Here is an 18,497-nt window from a genome sequence, read left to right as displayed (position 1 = left end):
TAGTGATTATAGCTTTCGGGGGGCTCTTTGAATTTCTTACGCCTTTAGTTAGATAGGCTTTAGCACTTCCAATCCACCTAAGTAAGGTCGTAAGGCTTTCGGTATAGCGATGCTGCCGTCAGCCTGTTGGCAATTCTCTAAAAGAGCAACACCAGTTCTACCAACCGCAAGCCCAGAACCATTTAAGGTGTGAACCAGCTCAGGCTTACCTTGCCCAGATTTATATCTCGCCTGCATACGTCTAGCTTGGAAATCACCCATATTGGAGCAAGAGCTAATTTCGCGATAAGCATTTTGCGATGGAATCCATACCTCAAGGTCATAGGTCTTTGTGCTTCCAAAGCCCATATCCCCAGTACAGAGTAATACTTTTCGATAAGGCAGTTCTAGTAGCTCCAAAACTTTTTCTGCATGCGAAGTTAATTCTTCAAGAAGCTGCATTGAGTCTTCTGGCTTGGCAATTTGTACGAGCTCTACTTTTTCAAACTGGTGCTGACGGATCATGCCGCGCACATCACGGCCGTAGCTTCCAGCTTCAGATCTAAAGCATGGGGTGTGAGCAACGAATTTGAGTGGCAACTCCTCAGCCGCTGTAATGGTGTCACGTACTAAATTGGTAACCGGTACTTCCGCTGTAGGGATGAGATAAAAGTTTTCAACTTTTGCTTCTCCTTCCCCATCTTCACCACCCATTTGACGAGGGACCTTGAACAAGTCTTCCTCGAACTTAGGCAACTGACCAGTGCCCCGCATAGATGCAGCATTCACCATGAAGGGAACGTAGAGCTCTTCGTAAGCATGTTGAGTTGTATGCAGATCAATCATGAATTGCGCTAGTGCACGATGCAATCTGGCGACAGGTCCCTTTAGAACAACAAAGCGTGAACCACTAATCTTTGCAGCAGATTCAAAATCCAGCCCTAGTGGCGCGCCTAAATCCACATGATCCTTCACAGGAAATGAAAACTCTGGAATCGCACCCCAACGCTTCACTTCTGTATTTTCGGCCTCGTCCTTACCTACCGGAACTGCTTCATCTGGCAAATTAGGAATACCCATTAAGAAATCCGCAATCTCCGCCTGCAAAACTGCTAAGCGCGCTGCACCTGATTCCATATCGACATTAATCTTCGTTGCTTCAGTCATCTCAGCAGCAGCGTCTTCCCCTTTGCTTTTTTTCATACCAATAGCTTTAGCCAACTGGTTACGCTTAGCTTGCAATTCTTCAGTGCGAGTTTGCAAGGATTTACGCTCGGACTCTAATGTATTGAATCTATCAACATCGAGTTGGAATTTACGAGTAGCTAAACGGGCAGCAACGGCTGCGATATCTTTACGGAGTAATTGCGGATCAATCATGTAATGCTCTATTAGTTAATGGGTATGTACGTTAGTTTAAGCGTAAGACTTCTGCGCCAGCAGGTGGCACAAAGGTAAAGCGATTAGCAGGGAGATCGACGTTGAGCTGGATCTTATCCAGCGTGACCAAAACCACACTGCCTAAGCCATCAATCAGCTCTAGCGCTTTGGGTAGGCCATTAGCCATCCCGACTGAGATCTTGGTGTACGGCAAGTCATTGCCATTTTTTGCATTGGGGATTTTCTTGGGCGCCAAAGCAACCCATTTCATACCCAGACGATCTTCAGCCTCAACCAAATCAAAATGCTGGTCTAAAGAAGTCTCCCCAAATAGGATTGCAGCAGGAGTGGTTGCTAAAGCCTGACCTGCAGGCCTGAAAGTAGCTTGATTTAAATCTTTGTCCCACATGATGAGTTGCTTGCCATCGGCAATCAATTTTTGCTCATACGGCTTTTGGGTATCCCAAATAAATCGACCTGGGCGCTGAAATACAAAACGTCCCTGGGTTTGGCGAACCACTTTTAAACCTTTGTCTTGGGGCTCATTAGCTTTGGGTGCGCGCAACTGCTGCTGTACAAACTCACCATCCGCAGTTTTTGAATTACGCACAAACTGACGCAATTGCTCCGCACCACTTTCGCCTTCAGCAAGTACGGGACTTGAAAGTGAAGAGGATGCAATGCTAATAAAGATTGCTGTTGCTACTGAGAAAAATCTGCGCAAGGGGATGGCCTTATTCGGAAGGACGATGGAGGATTTCGCGATTACCGCCATTACCCATCTTGGAAACTAAACCAGCTTTTTCCATATCCTCAAGTAAGCGAGCTGCGCGGTTATAACCAATGCGCAAGTGACGCTGTACTAAAGAGATCGATGGACGCTTGTTTTCCAAAACAATAGCTACTGCTTGGTCATACAAAGGATCAGCTTCGCCACCGCCTTCACCAGTCAGTGCATCGATAGTCGATTCGTCAGCACCCTCTAGAACACCGTCAATGTAATTAGCCTCACCCTTCTCCTTGAGCCACTCGACCACACGATGAACCTCGTCATCAGAAACAAAGGCGCCATGGACGCGAACCGGTAAGCCGGTACCTGGCGCCATATAGAGCATGTCACCCATACCCAGCAGAGCCTCAGCACCCTGTTGATCCAAAATCGTACGACTATCGATCTTGCTGCTCACCTGGAATGAAATACGAGTTGGTACGTTAGCCTTGATCAGGCCGGTAATCACATCCACACTAGGGCGTTGAGTTGCCAGGACCAAATGAATACCTGCGGCACGCGCTTTTTGAGCAATGCGAGCAATTAACTCCTCGATCTTCTTGCCAGAGACCATCATCAAGTCAGCCAACTCATCAATCACGATAACAATCACTGGTGCTTTATAAATTGGCTCCGGATCATCGGGAGTCAAACTAAATGGATTGGTGAGCTTCTCACCTTTTTCTTCAGCCTCTAAGATTTTTTTATTGAAGCCAGCAAGGTTACGTACGCCAAACTTACTCATCAGCTTGTAGCGACGCTCCATCTCATTTACAGCCCAATTGAGAGCGTTATACGCTTGCTTCATGTCAGTCACTACTGGACATAAGAGATGTGGAATCTTGTCGTACATTGCCATCTCGAGCATCTTCGGATCAATCATGATCAGACGCACTTCATCAGGCTTCGCCTTGAAGAGAATGGAGAGAATCATGGCGTTGATACCAACGGACTTACCGGCACCAGTGGTACCAGCAACTAAGCAATGCGGCATCTTCGCCAAGTCAGCAACGATTGGACTACCGGAAATGTCTTTACCTAAAGATAAAGTCAAGTTGGAGTGACTATCGTTATAAACCTGTGAACTCAAAATCTCAGAGAGGTAAACCGATTGACGCGTTGGATTCGGCAACTCCAAAGCCATGCATGTCTTGCCTGGGATCGTTTCCACTACTCGCATACTCACCACGCCTAGCGAGCGCGCTAAGTCACGTGAGAGATTGACAATCTGACTACCCTTTACACCAACAGCAGGATCAATTTCGTAACGAGTTACCACCGGACCTGGATAGGCTGCAATGACCTTCACTTCTACGTTGAACTCGGCCAACTTGCGCTCAATTAAGCGAGAAGTAAATTCCAAGACATCTGCTGAAATTGTTTCTTTTACTTCTGGTACGGGATCTAGTAGAGCCAAAGGCGGCAATTCTGAATCCGGAATATCCACAAATAGTGGCTGCTGTTTTTCACGCTCAACGCGGGCGCTCTTCGGAATTTCTATAGGGGCACGAACAATCTGTACCGGCTTAGCAATTTCCACCCGCCCACGAAACTCTTCAACAAACTCTTCGCGCTCTTCAGCAGCCACTTCGCCTAATTTACGATCTTCTTCGCTATCGCGACGCTCACGTAAACGGTTGTATGCAAGCTCAAGCGAGCGCCCTACTCTTTCAGCAACATCTAACCAAGAAAAGTGAAGAAATAAAGACAAGCCAGCACACAGAGTAAATAGCAACACTAGGGTGGATCCCGTAAAACCCAGAGTCATCTGCAAGGGATCACCCATTAGCTCACCCAAAATACCGCCAGGAGGCCTAGGAAGCTCCCAGGTAAGCGAATGCATGCGAATAGACTCAAGACCCATACTGCTCAATAAAGTCAGCCCAAAGCCCAACCAACGCACCAATAGGGAATCTGGCTTGGCATCTGGATCCGAAGGAAGAGGAATGCTCCAAAGTTCACGCCAACCAGTCAGAACACGGCGGCCAAAGAGTACGACCCACCAAAATGCAGAAATGCCGAAGATATAGAGCATTAAGTCGGCCAAATAGGCTCCAAAACGCCCACCCAGGTTCTTAGGAGCCTCAAAGCTGGCATGCGACCAAGCTGGATCCGCCTTGGAATAAGTCACCAAAATAGCTAATAAACCCAAACAAAGGCCAAGGGAGATAAACCAACGGACTTCTGAAAGGAGGCGGGGCATCCTACCCTGCCCTTGATTCTCAGGGGGCTGGAGGTTTAAAGGAGTTTTGGACTTCGGGTATGCGGTTCTAGCCATGTTCTACCGATTGTAATCAAGCAATCCTATAATTTGAATATGACTACAAATACCCTAAAACACTCCAAAGTCCTCATCCTCGGTTCAGGCCCTGCTGGCTACACAGCCGCAGTATATGCAGCTCGAGCCAATTTGAGCCCCACCCTCGTCACCGGCCTGGCACAAGGAGGCCAGTTAATGACCACTACGGATGTAGAAAACTGGCCGGCTGACCCAGATGGCGTCCAAGGCCCAGAGCTCATGGATCGCTTTTTAAAGCATGCTGAACGGTTTAACACCAACATCATCTTTGATCATATTCACACTGCCGCTCTGACTGAAAAGCCGATCCGCTTGGTTGGTGACTCGGGAACTTACACCTGTGATGCCTTGATTATTTCCACAGGCGCTTCTGCTCAATACATTGGCCTTCCAAGTGAGGAAGCATTTATGGGTCGTGGCGTTTCTGGATGCGCGACTTGTGATGGATTCTTTTATCGCAATCAAGATGTGTGCGTAGTCGGTGGTGGTAATACTGCTGTTGAAGAGGCGCTCTACCTTACAGGGATCGCTAAAAAAGTTACCGTGATTCATCGTCGCGATAAATTCCGCGCAGAGCCAATTCTCAATGACCGCCTTATGGCCAAAGTCGCTGAAGGCAAAGTTGAGCTCAAATTGAACTCCACACTCGACGAAGTCTTGGGCGATGAAAAAGGTGTCACTGGTGTACGCATTAAGAAAGCTGATGGCAGCACAGAAGATATCGCCGTAACTGGCGCCTTTATTGCAATTGGCCATAAACCCAATACCGAGTTATTTATTGGTCAGCTCGATATGAATAATGGCTACATCAAGACACACTCTGGGTTGGAAGGCAATGCTACTGCTACCAACATCCCTGGCGTATTTGCAGCAGGCGATGTGCAGGACCACATTTACCGTCAAGCGATTACTAGTGCAGGTACTGGATGCATGGCTGCATTAGATGCCCAGCGTTACTTGGAGACTTTGGATTAATGGCGACTTAACTAAGGCAAGATAGCGCCCGGCCTTGCTGGGCGTTTTCATTCCAACGCACTCCGCAGTGGTTTAACTCACTCAATTGAGTAATTACAGGTCTTTAGAGGGCCCCGGAAAGCTTTAAAATATGCGCAATGACACCTCTTTGCTAATATCTAGGTATCCATTAATCACCAACCGGAGTATTTATGAGTTACGACAAGGTCAGCCCAGGTAAGAAAATTCCAGAATCATTCAACGTCATTATTGAGATCCCAATGAATGCGGATCCGGTGAAGTATGAAGTAGATAAAGAAACTGGCTGCCTCTTCGTAGATCGCTTCATGGGTACCGCAATGCACTACCCATGTAACTACGGCTACATCCCTAAAACGGTTGCAGGTGACGGCGATCCGGTAGACGTCCTCGTCATTACTCCATTTGCATTGGTTCCAGGCTCAGTGGTGAGCTGCCGTGCTATCGGCATGCTAGAGATGGAGGATGAAGGCGGGCAAGACGCTAAGCTGTTAGCCGTCCCAGAAGACAAGATTTTGCCGATCTACAAGCATTTACAAAAACCTGAAGATGTAAACGAATTACTTCTCGCCCAAATCCAACACTTCTTCGAGCACTATAAGGATCTCGAAAAAGGTAAGTGGGTAAAAGTTAAAGGTTGGACTGGTGTTGCTGGTGCCCATAAAGAAATTTTGGACGGCATCGAAGGTTACGCCAAGTCACAGAAGTAATTAAGTAGTCATTGGAGTGAGCTCGCAAAAAATCGCCCTAGCGCAAATCAACCCTCTTTTGGGTGATTTGCCTGGCAACGCGCAGCTCATCTCTCAAGCCGCCGCAGATGCTTATGCACAAGGCGCCACAGTAGTTCTCACGCCAGAGCTCTCGCTCACTGGCTACCCTCCAGAAGATTTGCTATTACGCCCAGCCTTTATTGAGGCAGCAGATCGAGAGCTCAGTTGTTTAATGCTGGAGCTCCAGAAATTTCCGGGGCTGACTGTCATCGTTGGCCACCCTAAGAAAACTGCCGCTGGTTTACAAAACTATGCCTCCGTTATCCGTGATGGGGAGATCATCGCCGGCTATGCCAAACAAGAGCTGCCTAATCATGAAGTGTTTGATGAGGTACGTTATTTCACGCCAGGTCAAGACGCCTGCGTCTTTGAAAATGCAGGCATTCAGTACGGGGTTATTCTTTGTGAAGATGCATGGCATGCAGGTCCAGCAAAACAGGCTCATGCAGCTGGCGCCCAAGTGCTCCTAGTTTTAAACGCCTCGCCTTATCACCTTCAAAAAGAAGCTTTACGCATTGAGGTGCTGCGTCAACAAATCGCCCTAAGCAAGATGCCATTGGTTTATGTAAACGCAGTCGGCGGCCAAGATGAGCTGGTTTTTGATGGTGGTTCATTTGCCTTAAATAGTGCAGGCAAAGTAGTGATGACCATGCCGCAGTTTGAGACTGCTCTTGGCTATGTATATGTCAGTGCATCTGCTGATTTAGAGCCAGGAACAATGGTTACTCCATCCAGTGTGGAAGCTCAGGCTTACCAGGCACTTGTTCTAGGTGTGCGTGACTATGTTCAAAAGAATCGTTTTCCGGGAGTCATTATTGGCCTCTCGGGTGGAGTTGATTCTGCATTGGTGTTGGCAATAGCAGTAGATGCATTGGGTGCAGATAAAGTGCGCACCGTCATGATGGCTTCACGCTATACCGCCGACATCTCCTGGATTGATGCCAGAAAAATGGCCCAGAATCTAGGCGTTCAATATGATGAGATCCCAATTAGTGAACCTGTTGATGCTTTGGAGCATGCCTTGGCTGAACAATTTAAAGGTCTCAAACTCGATGCTACTGAAGAAAATATTCAGGCGCGAGTGCGAGGCACTCTCTTAATGGCGCTCTCCAATAAAACAGGTCGACTAGTTTTAACAACCGGTAACAAGAGTGAAATGGCTGTTGGTTATTGCACCCTATACGGAGATATGGCTGGTGGCTTTGCGGTCATTAAAGATATTGCTAAAACTTTGGTCTATCGCTTGTGCGCTTATCGCAATAGTATTACCCTAATTATTCCAGAGCGGATCTTGACTCGCGCCCCTTCTGCAGAATTGCGCCCCGATCAGACCGATCAAGACAGCCTGCCATCATATGAAGTATTGGATGGCATCGTCGAGCGCTACATGGAGCAAAACCAATCCATCGCCCAAATCATTGCTGCCGGGTTTGATCCTGAAAGCGTAGAAAAAGTAACCCGCCTCATTAAGCTCAATGAGTACAAACGTCGCCAAGCACCTCCTGGCGTGCGAGTCACCACTCGAGCCTTTGGGCGTGATTGGCGCTACCCCATTACTTCCCAATTTAGGGCGTAACCGGGCATTGGTTTTCAGTTCTAGGTATGATTACTGTATTAAGGGGAATATATGAAGCTAATCACATCCATTATTAAGCCGTTCAAACTTGACGAAGTTCGTGAAGCCTTAGCTGAAGTAGGTGTTACTGGACTGACTGTTACCGAAGTTAAAGGCTTTGGTCGCCAAAAAGGTCACACTGAGCTCTATCGTGGCGCAGAGTATGTAGTCGACTTTTTGCCCAAAGTAAAAGTAGAAGTGGTTGTTGCCGATGACCGCGTAGATTCAGCAATCGAAGCCATTACTAAAGCGGCACGTACAGGCAAGATTGGTGATGGCAAGATTTTTGTTAGCCCAATCGAACAGGCCATTCGTATTCGCACTGGCGAAACTAACGATTCAGCTGTTTAAGCACCAAATTTGATGCGCTAACTCGCTAACTCTTCCGAGAGTTAGCGCAGCTGAGGATCTATCCGATCTACAGACGGAACGGCTACTTCAGAGGCTTCTAATATTAAAGTTTTGTAATTCAGGTTTGTCAGGCGCACTTTTGCGCCCTGAAAAAACACGTCAGCCTGAGCAAGACCATTAGTGAGAATTTTGAACGGAGGTTTGCCATAAAAAGATGCCCCCGTGCTAGGCTCAATAATCTTGTTTTGCATCTTCCCAGAAGCATCGCTCACACAAACCACTTGCTTTGATTTCACCTGTACATAAACCATATCGGCTGCTTTGCGTGGTGTATCTGTTTTGTAGCTAATAATCCCCTCTTCAGCAGGGCAGGCTACCGCGGCTTCAGTACTGGCAATGGAAGTTGGCGGCACCACTACTGCTACAGAGGATGCTTGAGCTGCTGGTACTGGCTCTGCTGGCGCCGCCGCTGGAACAGGCTCAACGATTTCTTCTTTTACAAGGACGATTTCTGCTGGTTTTTCTGAGAAAAATAAAGGCTTTAAATTGACCACTGCAAATGCTGCAGCAGCAGCCACGCTCAACCAAAGAAAAAGCTTCTTTTGTGAAGTCGATTTTGGCTTTGAGATGACTTGATTCAAGGGCACTTCTTTTGCCTGATCGTTTTCCTCTTCTACAGGCAGCTGTCTCTCTTGCAGCTGCTCTTGAGTTTGGACGGCATCTATTTTTGCTTCCACCTTTTTAGAAGACTCTTTTTGGGCCCCCTCAATCTTTGGAGCATCTGCTAATTTAACTTCTGCAATTGGTAACTGGACTGCGCTTGATGTCTCAGGTGCAGTTGCGCCGAAATCAAACGCCTCTTCATCACTTAACTGAAGCAACTTGGCTACCTTCTTGGCAGCAGTTGCTTTAATTTGGGCGCTGTAGAAGGAGCTGGTTCCACCGTTTTCAATCTGCTCAATTTGGCGAGTAGATAGACATGCCATTCCACCGAGATCTTTAGTAGTTAAGCTCAGCTTTTCGCGAGCCTTGATAAAAGCCTCTTGTCGAATGTCAGGAAGGTTAGAGTTGGTATTCACAAAAATGATTTAAGTGTTTTATATATCAAAATATTGCCCCATTTTAGTGCTAATTTAGCTACAGGGAAATTAGCTCAAGAGCTAGCATTCTGGAGGTTTTCTAAATCGGATTCAAGGTACTTTGCAACTAATAATTGCACTGAATCCACGCTCATCTTGTCCATTACTCTAGCCTTATGAACCTTGATTGTGGCATCAGTTGTACCCAACTTAACAGCAATATCCTTATTGAGCAACCCTTTCACCAACCAAAAGCAGACTTCCTTCTCTCTAGGAGTAAGGGTTGCGAAGTCCTTCTTAGTTTCCACCTCCTTAGAAACCCGCTTGAGCTGACGTCTATCAAACTCAAGGGCATCTGCAACTGCCTTTAATAAATCCTCCAAATTAAAGGGCTTAAAGAGGAAATCTACAGCGCCACGTTTGAGACTTGTAACAATTTGATGGGGATGACTCTGACCGCTGACAAACACAATGGGGGTTTTACGACCTAGTTGGACTAATTTTTCCTGTAAATCTAACCCAGTCAAATCTGGCATTTGCATATCGAGCAAGATGACAGCAGGCGCTACTGGCACTGAATGCTCTAAAAATGAGACTGCGGAGGAGAACTCTTCCACGATATAACCGACATCCTTGAGCATTCTGCCTAAGGAGGTACGTATCGACTCATCATCGTCAATTAGGTAGATATGGCCAACTTTAGTCATTGAATTTATAAGAAAAAGTAATTGATGAAGCAATGTACCGCAGCTTTTTTACCAAGGATATTAGCTTTTAAGCTAATAATAAGACTGGATCAAGAAATACAATAGACCAATCTCTTTGTTGCAATGCAGAACAAGGGCATGGGAATGACTGCATAAACCCCTGCGTTCCGCCTTGTATCACGGCACAATAGAGCTTTTCGACAAATTCTTTTCTGGAGTCAATATCAGTATGAAACGCCTCAATGAACGCTCGCGCAATGTCACCGAAGGGGTTGCTCGCGCACCCAATCGCTCAATGTATTACGCGATGGGCTATGAAGAGAAGGATTTTGTTAAGCCAATGGTTGGCGTGGCTAATGGCCATTCCACCATTACCCCATGTAATAGTGGTTTACAGAAACTAGCCGATGCAGCAGTAAGCGCACTAGAGGAAGCAGGTGCGAAGGCGCAAATGTTTGGTACTCCGACCGTCTCAGATGGCATCGGCATGGGCACTGAGGGTATGAAATATTCTCTCGTCTCTCGTGAAGTGATTGCCGATAGCATTGAAGTTTGTGTAAATGGTTTATGGCAGGATGGCGTTCTAGTCATTGGTGGCTGCGATAAAAACATGCCAGGCGGAATGATGGCGATTGCACGCACCAACGTACCAGCAATTTACGTTTATGGCGGGACAATTAAGCCTGGTCATTACAAAGGCAAAGAGCTCAATATTGTTTCTGCATTTGAAGCGGTTGGTGAATTTACCTCAGGGCGCCTTAACGAAGAAGATCTGAAGGGTGTTGAGCAAAATGCTTGCCCAGGTAGCGGCTCCTGCGGAGGTATGTATACCGCCAACACTATGAGCTCCTCATTCGAAGCTTTGGGTATGAGCCTGCCTTACTCATCTACGATGGCAAACGTCGATGCTGAGAAAGTCACTAGCGCTCATGAATCAGCCATTGTGTTGGTCGAAGCAATTAAAAATAATTTACGTCCACGCGACATCATTACCAAGAAATCCATTGAGAACGCAGTGAGTGTCATCATGGCAGTTGGTGGCTCGACTAATGCAGTTCTACATTTTCTAGCGATCACTAGTGCCGCTGAAATTGATTGGACGATTGATGACTTTGAGCGCATTCGTAAGCGCGTTCCCGTTATCGTGGATATGAAACCATCTGGCCAGTATTTAGCAACTGACCTGCACCAAGCCGGCGGCATTCCGCAAGTGATGAAGATCTTGTTAGATGGCGGACTCTTGCATGGCGACTGCATGACCATCACTGGTAAAACGATTACAGAAACATTAAAAGATGTTCCATCCGTACCGCGTGCCGATCAAAAAGTGATTCGCACTCTAGACACTCCGCTTTATAAACAGGGTCACTTGGCAATCCTCAAGGGCAATATCTCTCCTGAAGGTTGCGTTGCCAAAATTACTGGCCTGAAGAATCCATCTATTACTGGCCCTGCTCGTGTATTTGATTCTGAAGATGATGCAATGGCCGCCATCATGGCGCAGAAAATCAAGGATGGCGATGTTGTGATTATTCGTTATGAAGGCCCTAAAGGAGGTCCCGGCATGCGTGAGATGCTTGCTCCTACCTCTGCCCTCGTTGGTCAGGGCTTAGGCGAGACAGTCGGCCTCATCACCGATGGCCGCTTCTCTGGCGGCACTTGGGGCATGGTTGTAGGTCATGTGGCTCCTGAAGCTTTTGTGGGTGGCGTGATTGCACTGATTCATGAAGGTGACTCTGTAACGATCGATGCCCACAAGTTACTCATTCAACTCAATGTGAGCGATGAAGAGATTGCGAAGCGCCGTGCTACTTGGGTACAGCCCAAGCCACGCTACACCCGTGGCTTACTTGCTAAGTATGCTCACCTTGCGAGCACTGCAAGTAAAGGCGCAGTAACCGATCTCAATTTGGATTAACTATAAGCAATAAATCCAAAGCATCAAAACAAAAGCCCCTAAGTAAAACTAGGGGCTTTTTTAATGCCGAAGCTGAATGCAAAAAACTATGTACTTAGTGCTTCATAGCTCCAGAATTACCCATAGCATTCACAGGCATCTTCACTTCCACCTCACCCGCTTTAGCAAACTTGAGCTTAACTGGAACAGTTTCGCCTGCAGTCAATGGCGCCTTGATGTTCATGAACATCAAATGCATACCACCCGGCTTTAATTCAACGGCACCACCTGCTGGCACAGGGATATCTTTTACCTGACGCATTTTCATGACATTGCCTTCCATCGCCATTTCATGCAATTGGACCTCGCCAGCTACTGGAGAGCTAGCTGATACCAATAAATCCACGCCGCCTTTGTTTTCGATCTTCATAAAACCACCAGCAGCCATTTGGCCCGGCACAGTTGAACGTGTATAAGCATTCTCAATTTGCAGAGAGCCCACTTTTGCGTTTTGAGCATAGGCTCCAGCAGTAAATGCTGCCGCAGACAAAGAAATTAAACCAATCACAATATTTTTCAAATTACTCTCCTTAAATTAATAAACACCTTTAGCGAACCACTTCTTTAACTCAACAAAATTTATCGGCCCTGTTTTCCGGACTATCCTTCCATTTTTATCAATCAACAAAGTCATTGGAGTTTCACCACGCCACTGCGGATCAATTTCATGGCGAAAATAATCATCGAAGGGAGTATTTATGTAATAGCTGGAAGCCTTATCTAAGCCGGCCTTAGCTAACATTTTTTTAGTCGCTTCGAGGGGTACTTCATCAACCTGAATGAATATCACCTTAGCACTTTTATCAGCGGAGAGAAACTTACCCCATTGAGGCATTTCCTTTGCGCAAGGCCCACAAGTGACGCCCCAAAAATGAACGGCCACTGCTTGGCCAGCATTTTTCTTTAACAAAGAGCTCCACTCACCCTTTTGATACGCCTGAATATTTGCTACATCTGCAAAGACATAATTCATCGTCAGCAACAATAGAGAAAGGGTCAGAAGTAGTTTTTTCATTATTTGCCGTTTAGTTTAATGACTTGATAGCCATCGGCTCGGGTTAGCCAAGATAAAAAGACATCGCCCCCGTTGCTGATTAACAAAGGATGATCTGAATAAGCACTTGTCTGCGCAATCAAGGTTGCCTGAGACCATGTAACACCATCATCCGGTGATTGCTTAAGGTACACAGATGTCTTTACCCCATCAAACCCCTTCCAAACCAACCAAATGGACTTATCCTGAGCGAGGAGATAAGGGCGCGAAACATTCTCATACTCACCTCCAATTCTAATTGGAGGTGAGTAGGTTTCGCTCTGATTACTAGAGTTGGCATAGAACACTCCAGATCGAGCAGCTCCCTGGGTAAACCAAGCCACATGCATTTTTCCAGCACTAGAAACTGCAATCGCAGGGCCATGGTGAGGGCAAGCATCAGTCTTCCATTCGTCTTTAGAGACTCTGCGAATTTTTCCGAACGAGGATTCATTAATTAACTGCGTTGCGTGATCACGTATACCGCCAGGGAAAATAGCTCGATAAACAATGGCTACCCCACCCTTTGGATCAATACTAGAACCTATACGACAGCATTCACAACTCTGTTCATTAGCTATTTTCTCAGGCTGAAACGTTTTCCCAGCATCATTTGAAAATGAGTAAGCGATGGATCCACCAAGACGCGGATTACCCGTCTTCTTCGCATGAGCAACCAAACGTTTATCAATCCAAGCCAAGAATATGGAGTCATCTTTACCAATCACCATCGAAGGAAAGCGCTCGCTAGAACCATTTTTGATCAGCGGCATGGGGGTCGTAAAACTGAGACCGCCGTCAGAAGAGCGGGTCGTATTGATCTGTGCATTCCAATTACCATCTTTGAAAAATGCATAAGCCAGAAATATATTACCTTTGGAATCAGAAACGATTTGTGGGCGAGCATCGCTACCAGCGTCCAGAGATTTTCCATGCTCCGCAATAACTATAGGGGATGTAAACGTCTTTCCTAAATCATCAGATTTAGCAACTGAAACAAATCCGCCACCAGTCCATGCCAGAAGCAACTTACCATCCTTACCTAAAAATGGCGTTGCAGAATTCGCGCAATCTAAACCCGACCCCTTGCATGATGAAGAAGGCTTAGCAGGCGCACTCATCCCAGAGTGGGAAGAGTGATCCATTTGAGCCCATGCATATCCACAATACATCGAGACACCCGCAAAAAAAATCTTGGCGAGAGTTGTATGCAATAAAATTTTATGTGCAGATCTCATTAGAAGATGATACGCGCGCCAACGGTAATAGCCTGTGGCATCCCCATCGTATAACTGGTCTGAGAAGTACCGGAGCCGAATGTAATGTATTGTCGATTGAGTAAATTGACTACGGAGGCATTGATTGATACTTGCGGGGTTATCTCATAGTTTGCTCGCATACCAATAATTGCATAGGCTGGCACGGGCAGGGAGTGCGCCGGATCCATCCAAGAATTTCCAATATATCGAACATTGGCCGTTAGACTCGCTCTTGGAACTGGGTAGTAAGTCAAGGCAGCATTACCCATATTCTGAGGAACACCACCGAGCTGTGTATTCAATGGATTAAGGGCGGCTGCAACACTTGCTGCATTCCAAATAACATAGGCCCGAGTATAGGTATACCCAGCATCAGCAGACCATTTCTCATTGATATCATGATGAGCCTGAAATTCCAGACCTTGGCTTTGGGTATTTTGGTTATTGGAATACGAGGACGCGGATGTTCCATTACATGCAGAACCTACTGGGCAAAATGCCAAATAAGCAGCTGAATTTTGATCAAGCGTTGCTGCATAAACGGCATTTTTAATGGTGTTGTTAAATCCAGTCACTTGAATAAATCCAGAATTCCACCTGTAGTCGCTACCAACTTCATATCCTGTCATGTTTTCAGGGGTCAAATTAGGGTTTGCAAAACTATAAGACTTACCAGGAGAGCCGTAGCTACGCAACATATTGTTCATGCCAGGGGCATGAAAAGCTTGGTATGCGGAAGCGCGGAAGTTTAAATTATTCGTAGCTTTATAGAGCAGGCCTAAGTTTGGGCTAAATTTAGTTACTGCAATATTTGGTGTATTCACAAAACTTGGGTTGGAACCATTTGCCCCTGCAGTATAGTAAGTCGGCACGCTACTTTGATACTGATCAACACGCGCTGATAGGGTAGCTTGAACTGGAATGTCTGATGTTGTCTTGACCTGCCCCATTAAGCCATAAAAATTTTGAGTTCCTTTGGCAAAACTAACACCAATATTCGACTGTCCGATTTGTGTGGTGCTGGTATTCGAGGTTGCCAATGTATTGGCTAAATTTGATGCGGAAATAGTTCTGGCATCCACCGCCAAAATATATTGCTCCACTAAAGCCTGCTTAATATCATGGGTAAACTGAACCGAACCACCTCCAGTTGTCGAGGGATCCTGATAATTAGAGGATATATAAGGGGTGCCAATTGCCGGATTGGATCCACTTGAGGTAGTGGCGCCGTTATTTTTATTAAATACTTCGTTTTGATAAAAACCAGTAACTGTAATTTTTTTGTCAATGTCCAGTCTTGTAGTTGTTCCTGCTGCCAAATTGGTTTGTTGAATTAAATTTGTTGCAAACGCATAGTTTGAACTTAAGTCAGCCATAGTGCTATAGCCAGCCCTAAAAAAACCATCTGTATTTTGGCTGAACTTCATCTCACCCTGCATTCGCACATTGGAATTTTGTGCACTTGCATTTGACATGCCGGGCTGCAGAGGAGCCTGCTGCGCACTTGCCACGTTGGGCAACCTTTTTGTATTTGGCCAAAGGGTAGCTGGTGAAATAGTGGCTGGATTTCTATATCCATCAGTACTGAAATAGTCAGCAGAAAATCTAAGCTTAAATGAGTCAGAAAGTGCAACATCTTTTGAAACTGCTACATTACCTGTCCCATACGATCCATAACTAACCGAAGCCTCATTTCTACTGTTCGATATTTTCTTTGTATTAACGTTGATCACGCCACCCATACCATAATTACCCCAAAGACTCGAGACCCCGCCACGAACTAATTCAATACTTTCAACCGAAGACATAGGGATTTGATTCCACTGCACGGTTCCATAGAATGGATCTAATGCGGGAGCACCATCAATCAAAACCAATGTTCTGGCATTTCCTAAGCCACGAACATTAATACTTTGACCTGTTGGATCTTTCTCATAGTAAGGCTGATCATTTAAAAATACACTTGGTACATTCTTTAGAATCTGATCTGGCGTCTGATCAGGAGAGAGTTCTAACGCCTCTGGAGTTAGAACTGTTGTATTCAAAGTCATGCGATCTAAGGGGGTATCCGATCTACTTGCATTCACAACCAAATCCTTCAATTTCTGATCGTAATCAGGTGGTGGTGCAATTTGAGCCTGAGCACCACTAGATATCAATACCGATCCACATAGCATGTAAATGCATGCGCTAATTTTCTTTTGTTTGAACAACATTTATCACTCCATACAATACGACGACAACACAATATTTGGTTGCCAACTACATAGCTAGGCTATGCCCTAAAAAGATTTAGGCTTTTGTTGGAGGTGCTGCTGAAGGGGGTGTTATCCAAACAGCGAGAGGCTTGGGTGATTGATAGAAAAGCTGTGGCAGCAAAGCAAGTGTTTGCGGCGCTCGAAACGTGAGGTTCGTATTGAACGATGGAGTAATGCTTGTGTGGGCTACGCAGTATGGGCAAGGCTGCATAGATTCAGATTCATTCGCCTGATCATCGCCCTGCACCTGAATTTGCATCTTAGCGCCATCAGCAGAACAGATTTCCATTGCAAAACTCTGACCATGCTTCGCTAGCGATACCGCTTGAGAAACTGCTGGCGCAAGTGCACTCATTGCAATGGCTGCGGCAGCAATCCAGTGAATGAGGCGGTTTTTGCGGAAATTCATGATTTCAGAATTTTATCGGACTTTTAGGTTTTCCATGAAAAAAGGGGCTGACGCCCCTTTTTCCTATGAATTCGCTATTTCTAGCGTGTTTCATTACTTATGCTGCAGCCACCTTTTTCTTGCCAATGAACTTACCAATCAATGGCCAGAACAACAATACCAAAGCCAATGTAGTGATCGCACCTACCAAGTAGTTAGAGAAGAAAATATCTAAGCTACCTTGTGAGAACAACATGGATTGACGGAATGAGTCTTCTGCACGATCACCCAACACCAAAGCCAACACCATTGGCGCCATTGGATAATCAAGTTTTTTGAATACATAACCAATAACACCAAAGCCCAACATCAACCAAACATCAAACATGGCATTGTGAACGGTGTAGGCACCTACCGCGCAAATCACAATAATGACTGGCGCAATAATTGAGAATGGAATTCTCAAAATAGAGGCAAACAATGGCACGCAGGTTAATACAACAAACAAGCCTGCCAAGTTACCCAAATACATACTGGCAATCAAGCCCCAAACAAAGTCTGGCTTCTCAACGAAAAGCAATGGACCAGGTTGCAGACCCCAAATCAACAGGCCACCTAGCAATACGGCCGCAGTTGGCGATCCAGGGATACCCAAAGACAGCATTGGGAGAAGTGCCGCTGTACCTGCAGCGTGAGCTGCTGTCTCTGGAGCAACGATACCTTCCATCTTGCCGGTACCAAACTTGTCGCCATCCTTAGATACGCGCTTCGCTACACCGTAAGCCATGAAAGACGCAGGAGTTGCACCACCTGGGGTGATACCCATCCAGCAACCGATTAGGCAACTACGCAATGAAGTAGCCCAATATTTTGGCAACTGCTTCCAAGTTTCCCAAACAACCTTACCGCGAATCTTTGCTGCGGCACCTTGGAAAGCCAAGCCCTCTTCCATCGAAAGCAGAATCTCACCGATACCAAACAAACCGATCACAGCGATCAAGAAGTCAAATCCACGCATTAACTCTGGATTTCCAAAAGTTAAGCGCAACTGACCTGTCACGGTATCCATACCAACGGTAGCCAAGGCAAAGCCCAACATCATGGCGGAGATGGTTTTGAATGGCGAACCTTTATTCATACCCACAAAACTACAGAAGGTGAGAAGGTAAACCGAGAAAAACTCTGGCGGACCGAATTGGAGTGCAAATTTCGCAACCAATGGTGCCAAGAAGGTAATCATCACAATTGCGAAGAAAGCGCCGACAAATGAAGATGTGAACGCTGCAGTTAATGCCTCGCCAGCTTTTCCATTACGTGCCATTGGATAACCATCAAAGGTTGTCGCAACAGACCAAGGCTCGCCCGGGATATTGAAGAGTACAGATGTAATTGCACCACCAAACAATGCGCCCCAGTAAATACAGGAGAGCATGATGATCGCGGAGGTTGGCGGCATTGTGAAAGTCAATGGCAACAGAATCGCAATTCCGTTAGCACCACCCAAACCAGGCAATACACCAATAATCACACCGAGTGTTACGCCAACAAGCATCAGCAATAAGTTAAAGGGCGTCATTGCAACGGCAAAGCCGCTGAATAGAGCGTTAATTTCTTCCAACTTGGACTCCTTCTTTTCTAATCTCTTTTAATAGTTATTGTT

General features: G+C 46.1%; 16 protein-coding genes. 5 read left to right on the top strand and 11 right to left on the bottom strand.

The window, feature by feature from the left end:
• Positions 1–48 precede the first annotated feature (48 nt).
• Genes serS through FD967_RS03110 form a run of 3 tightly spaced genes read right to left on the bottom strand, consistent with a single transcriptional unit; the run spans position 49 to position 4,406 of the window.
• Positions 49–1,359 carry a serine--tRNA ligase gene (gene serS, locus FD967_RS03120; protein ID WP_215326678.1) on the bottom strand — a complete coding sequence of 437 codons (1,311 nt, stop codon included), beginning with the start codon at positions 1,357–1,359 and terminating at the stop codon, positions 49–51.
• 31 nt (positions 1,360–1,390) lie between these two features.
• Positions 1,391–2,134, bottom strand: a complete 744-nt coding sequence (locus FD967_RS03115) for an outer membrane lipoprotein carrier protein LolA (RefSeq protein WP_215326677.1) — start codon at positions 2,132–2,134, stop codon at positions 1,391–1,393.
• Positions 2,094–4,406 (bottom strand): DNA translocase FtsK, encoded by a 2,313-nt coding sequence (locus tag FD967_RS03110; protein ID WP_215326675.1) that lies wholly within the window; start codon positions 4,404–4,406, stop codon positions 2,094–2,096. The genes FD967_RS03115 and FD967_RS03110 overlap by 41 nt, the downstream gene beginning before the upstream one ends.
• 39 nt (positions 4,407–4,445) lie before the next feature.
• Between FD967_RS03110 and trxB the strand changes: the two genes are divergently transcribed.
• The 4 genes from trxB (at position 4,446) to glnK (ending at position 8,156) form a co-directional block, all read left to right on the top strand.
• Complete coding sequence (gene trxB, locus FD967_RS03105) at positions 4,446–5,402, top strand: thioredoxin-disulfide reductase (protein ID WP_215326674.1); 957 nt, start codon at positions 4,446–4,448, stop codon at positions 5,400–5,402.
• 191 nt (positions 5,403–5,593) lie between these two features.
• Positions 5,594–6,130 carry an inorganic diphosphatase gene (gene ppa, locus FD967_RS03100; protein ID WP_046329807.1) on the top strand — a complete coding sequence of 179 codons (537 nt, stop codon included), beginning with the start codon at positions 5,594–5,596 and terminating at the stop codon, positions 6,128–6,130.
• Between the two features lie 16 nt (positions 6,131–6,146).
• Positions 6,147–7,766, top strand: a complete 1,620-nt coding sequence (locus FD967_RS03095) for an NAD+ synthase (RefSeq protein ID WP_215326673.1) — start codon at positions 6,147–6,149, stop codon at positions 7,764–7,766.
• Between the two features lie 51 nt (positions 7,767–7,817).
• Positions 7,818–8,156: a P-II family nitrogen regulator gene (glnK, locus tag FD967_RS03090; protein WP_015420723.1), complete on the top strand. Its 339-nt coding sequence runs from the start codon at positions 7,818–7,820 to the stop codon at positions 8,154–8,156.
• Positions 8,157–8,197: 41 nt separating this feature from the next.
• Here glnK and FD967_RS03085 read toward each other — a convergent pair whose 3' ends face one another.
• Positions 8,198–9,235 carry a hypothetical protein gene (locus FD967_RS03085; RefSeq protein ID WP_215326672.1) on the bottom strand — a complete coding sequence of 346 codons (1,038 nt, stop codon included), beginning with the start codon at positions 9,233–9,235 and terminating at the stop codon, positions 8,198–8,200.
• Between the two features lie 74 nt (positions 9,236–9,309).
• A complete protein-coding gene (locus FD967_RS03080; protein WP_215326671.1) occupies positions 9,310–9,942 on the bottom strand; it encodes a response regulator transcription factor in 633 nt (210 codons plus the stop codon).
• Positions 9,943–10,171: 229 nt separating this feature from the next.
• Between FD967_RS03080 and ilvD the strand changes: the two genes are divergently transcribed.
• The gene (gene ilvD, locus FD967_RS03075) at positions 10,172–11,860 is read left to right on the top strand and encodes a dihydroxy-acid dehydratase (protein WP_215326670.1); all 1,689 of its coding nucleotides are present in this window, start codon (positions 10,172–10,174) and stop codon (positions 11,858–11,860) included.
• Positions 11,861–11,954: 94 nt separating this feature from the next.
• Here ilvD and FD967_RS03070 read toward each other — a convergent pair whose 3' ends face one another.
• The 6 genes from FD967_RS03070 to FD967_RS03045 form a co-directional block, all read right to left on the bottom strand.
• Positions 11,955–12,419, bottom strand: coding sequence for a copper chaperone PCu(A)C (locus FD967_RS03070; protein WP_215326669.1), 465 nt, complete (start codon positions 12,417–12,419; stop codon positions 11,955–11,957).
• A 15-nt stretch (positions 12,420–12,434) separates the two neighbouring features.
• Positions 12,435–12,914: a TlpA disulfide reductase family protein gene (locus FD967_RS03065; protein WP_215326668.1), complete on the bottom strand. Its 480-nt coding sequence runs from the start codon at positions 12,912–12,914 to the stop codon at positions 12,435–12,437.
• Positions 12,914–14,170: a sialidase family protein gene (locus FD967_RS03060; RefSeq protein WP_215326667.1), complete on the bottom strand. Its 1,257-nt coding sequence runs from the start codon at positions 14,168–14,170 to the stop codon at positions 12,914–12,916. The genes FD967_RS03065 and FD967_RS03060 overlap by 1 nt, the downstream gene beginning before the upstream one ends.
• Entirely contained in the window at positions 14,170–16,407 is a 2,238-nt protein-coding gene (locus tag FD967_RS03055) for a TonB-dependent receptor (RefSeq protein WP_215326665.1), read from the bottom strand. Before FD967_RS03055 ends, FD967_RS03060 begins: the two co-directional genes overlap by 1 nt.
• A gap of 76 nt (positions 16,408–16,483) precedes the next feature.
• Positions 16,484–16,858 carry a DUF2946 family protein gene (locus tag FD967_RS03050; protein WP_215326663.1) on the bottom strand — a complete coding sequence of 125 codons (375 nt, stop codon included), beginning with the start codon at positions 16,856–16,858 and terminating at the stop codon, positions 16,484–16,486.
• A gap of 97 nt (positions 16,859–16,955) precedes the next feature.
• Entirely contained in the window at positions 16,956–18,455 is a 1,500-nt protein-coding gene (locus tag FD967_RS03045) for a tripartite tricarboxylate transporter permease (protein WP_215326661.1), read from the bottom strand.
• Positions 18,456–18,497: the final 42 nt, after the last annotated feature.

Source organism: Polynucleobacter sp. JS-Mosq-20-D10 (assembly GCF_018687755.1).
Lineage (GTDB): Bacteria > Pseudomonadota > Gammaproteobacteria > Burkholderiales > Burkholderiaceae > Polynucleobacter.
This window is presented reverse-complemented; position numbering and strand designations above follow the sequence as displayed.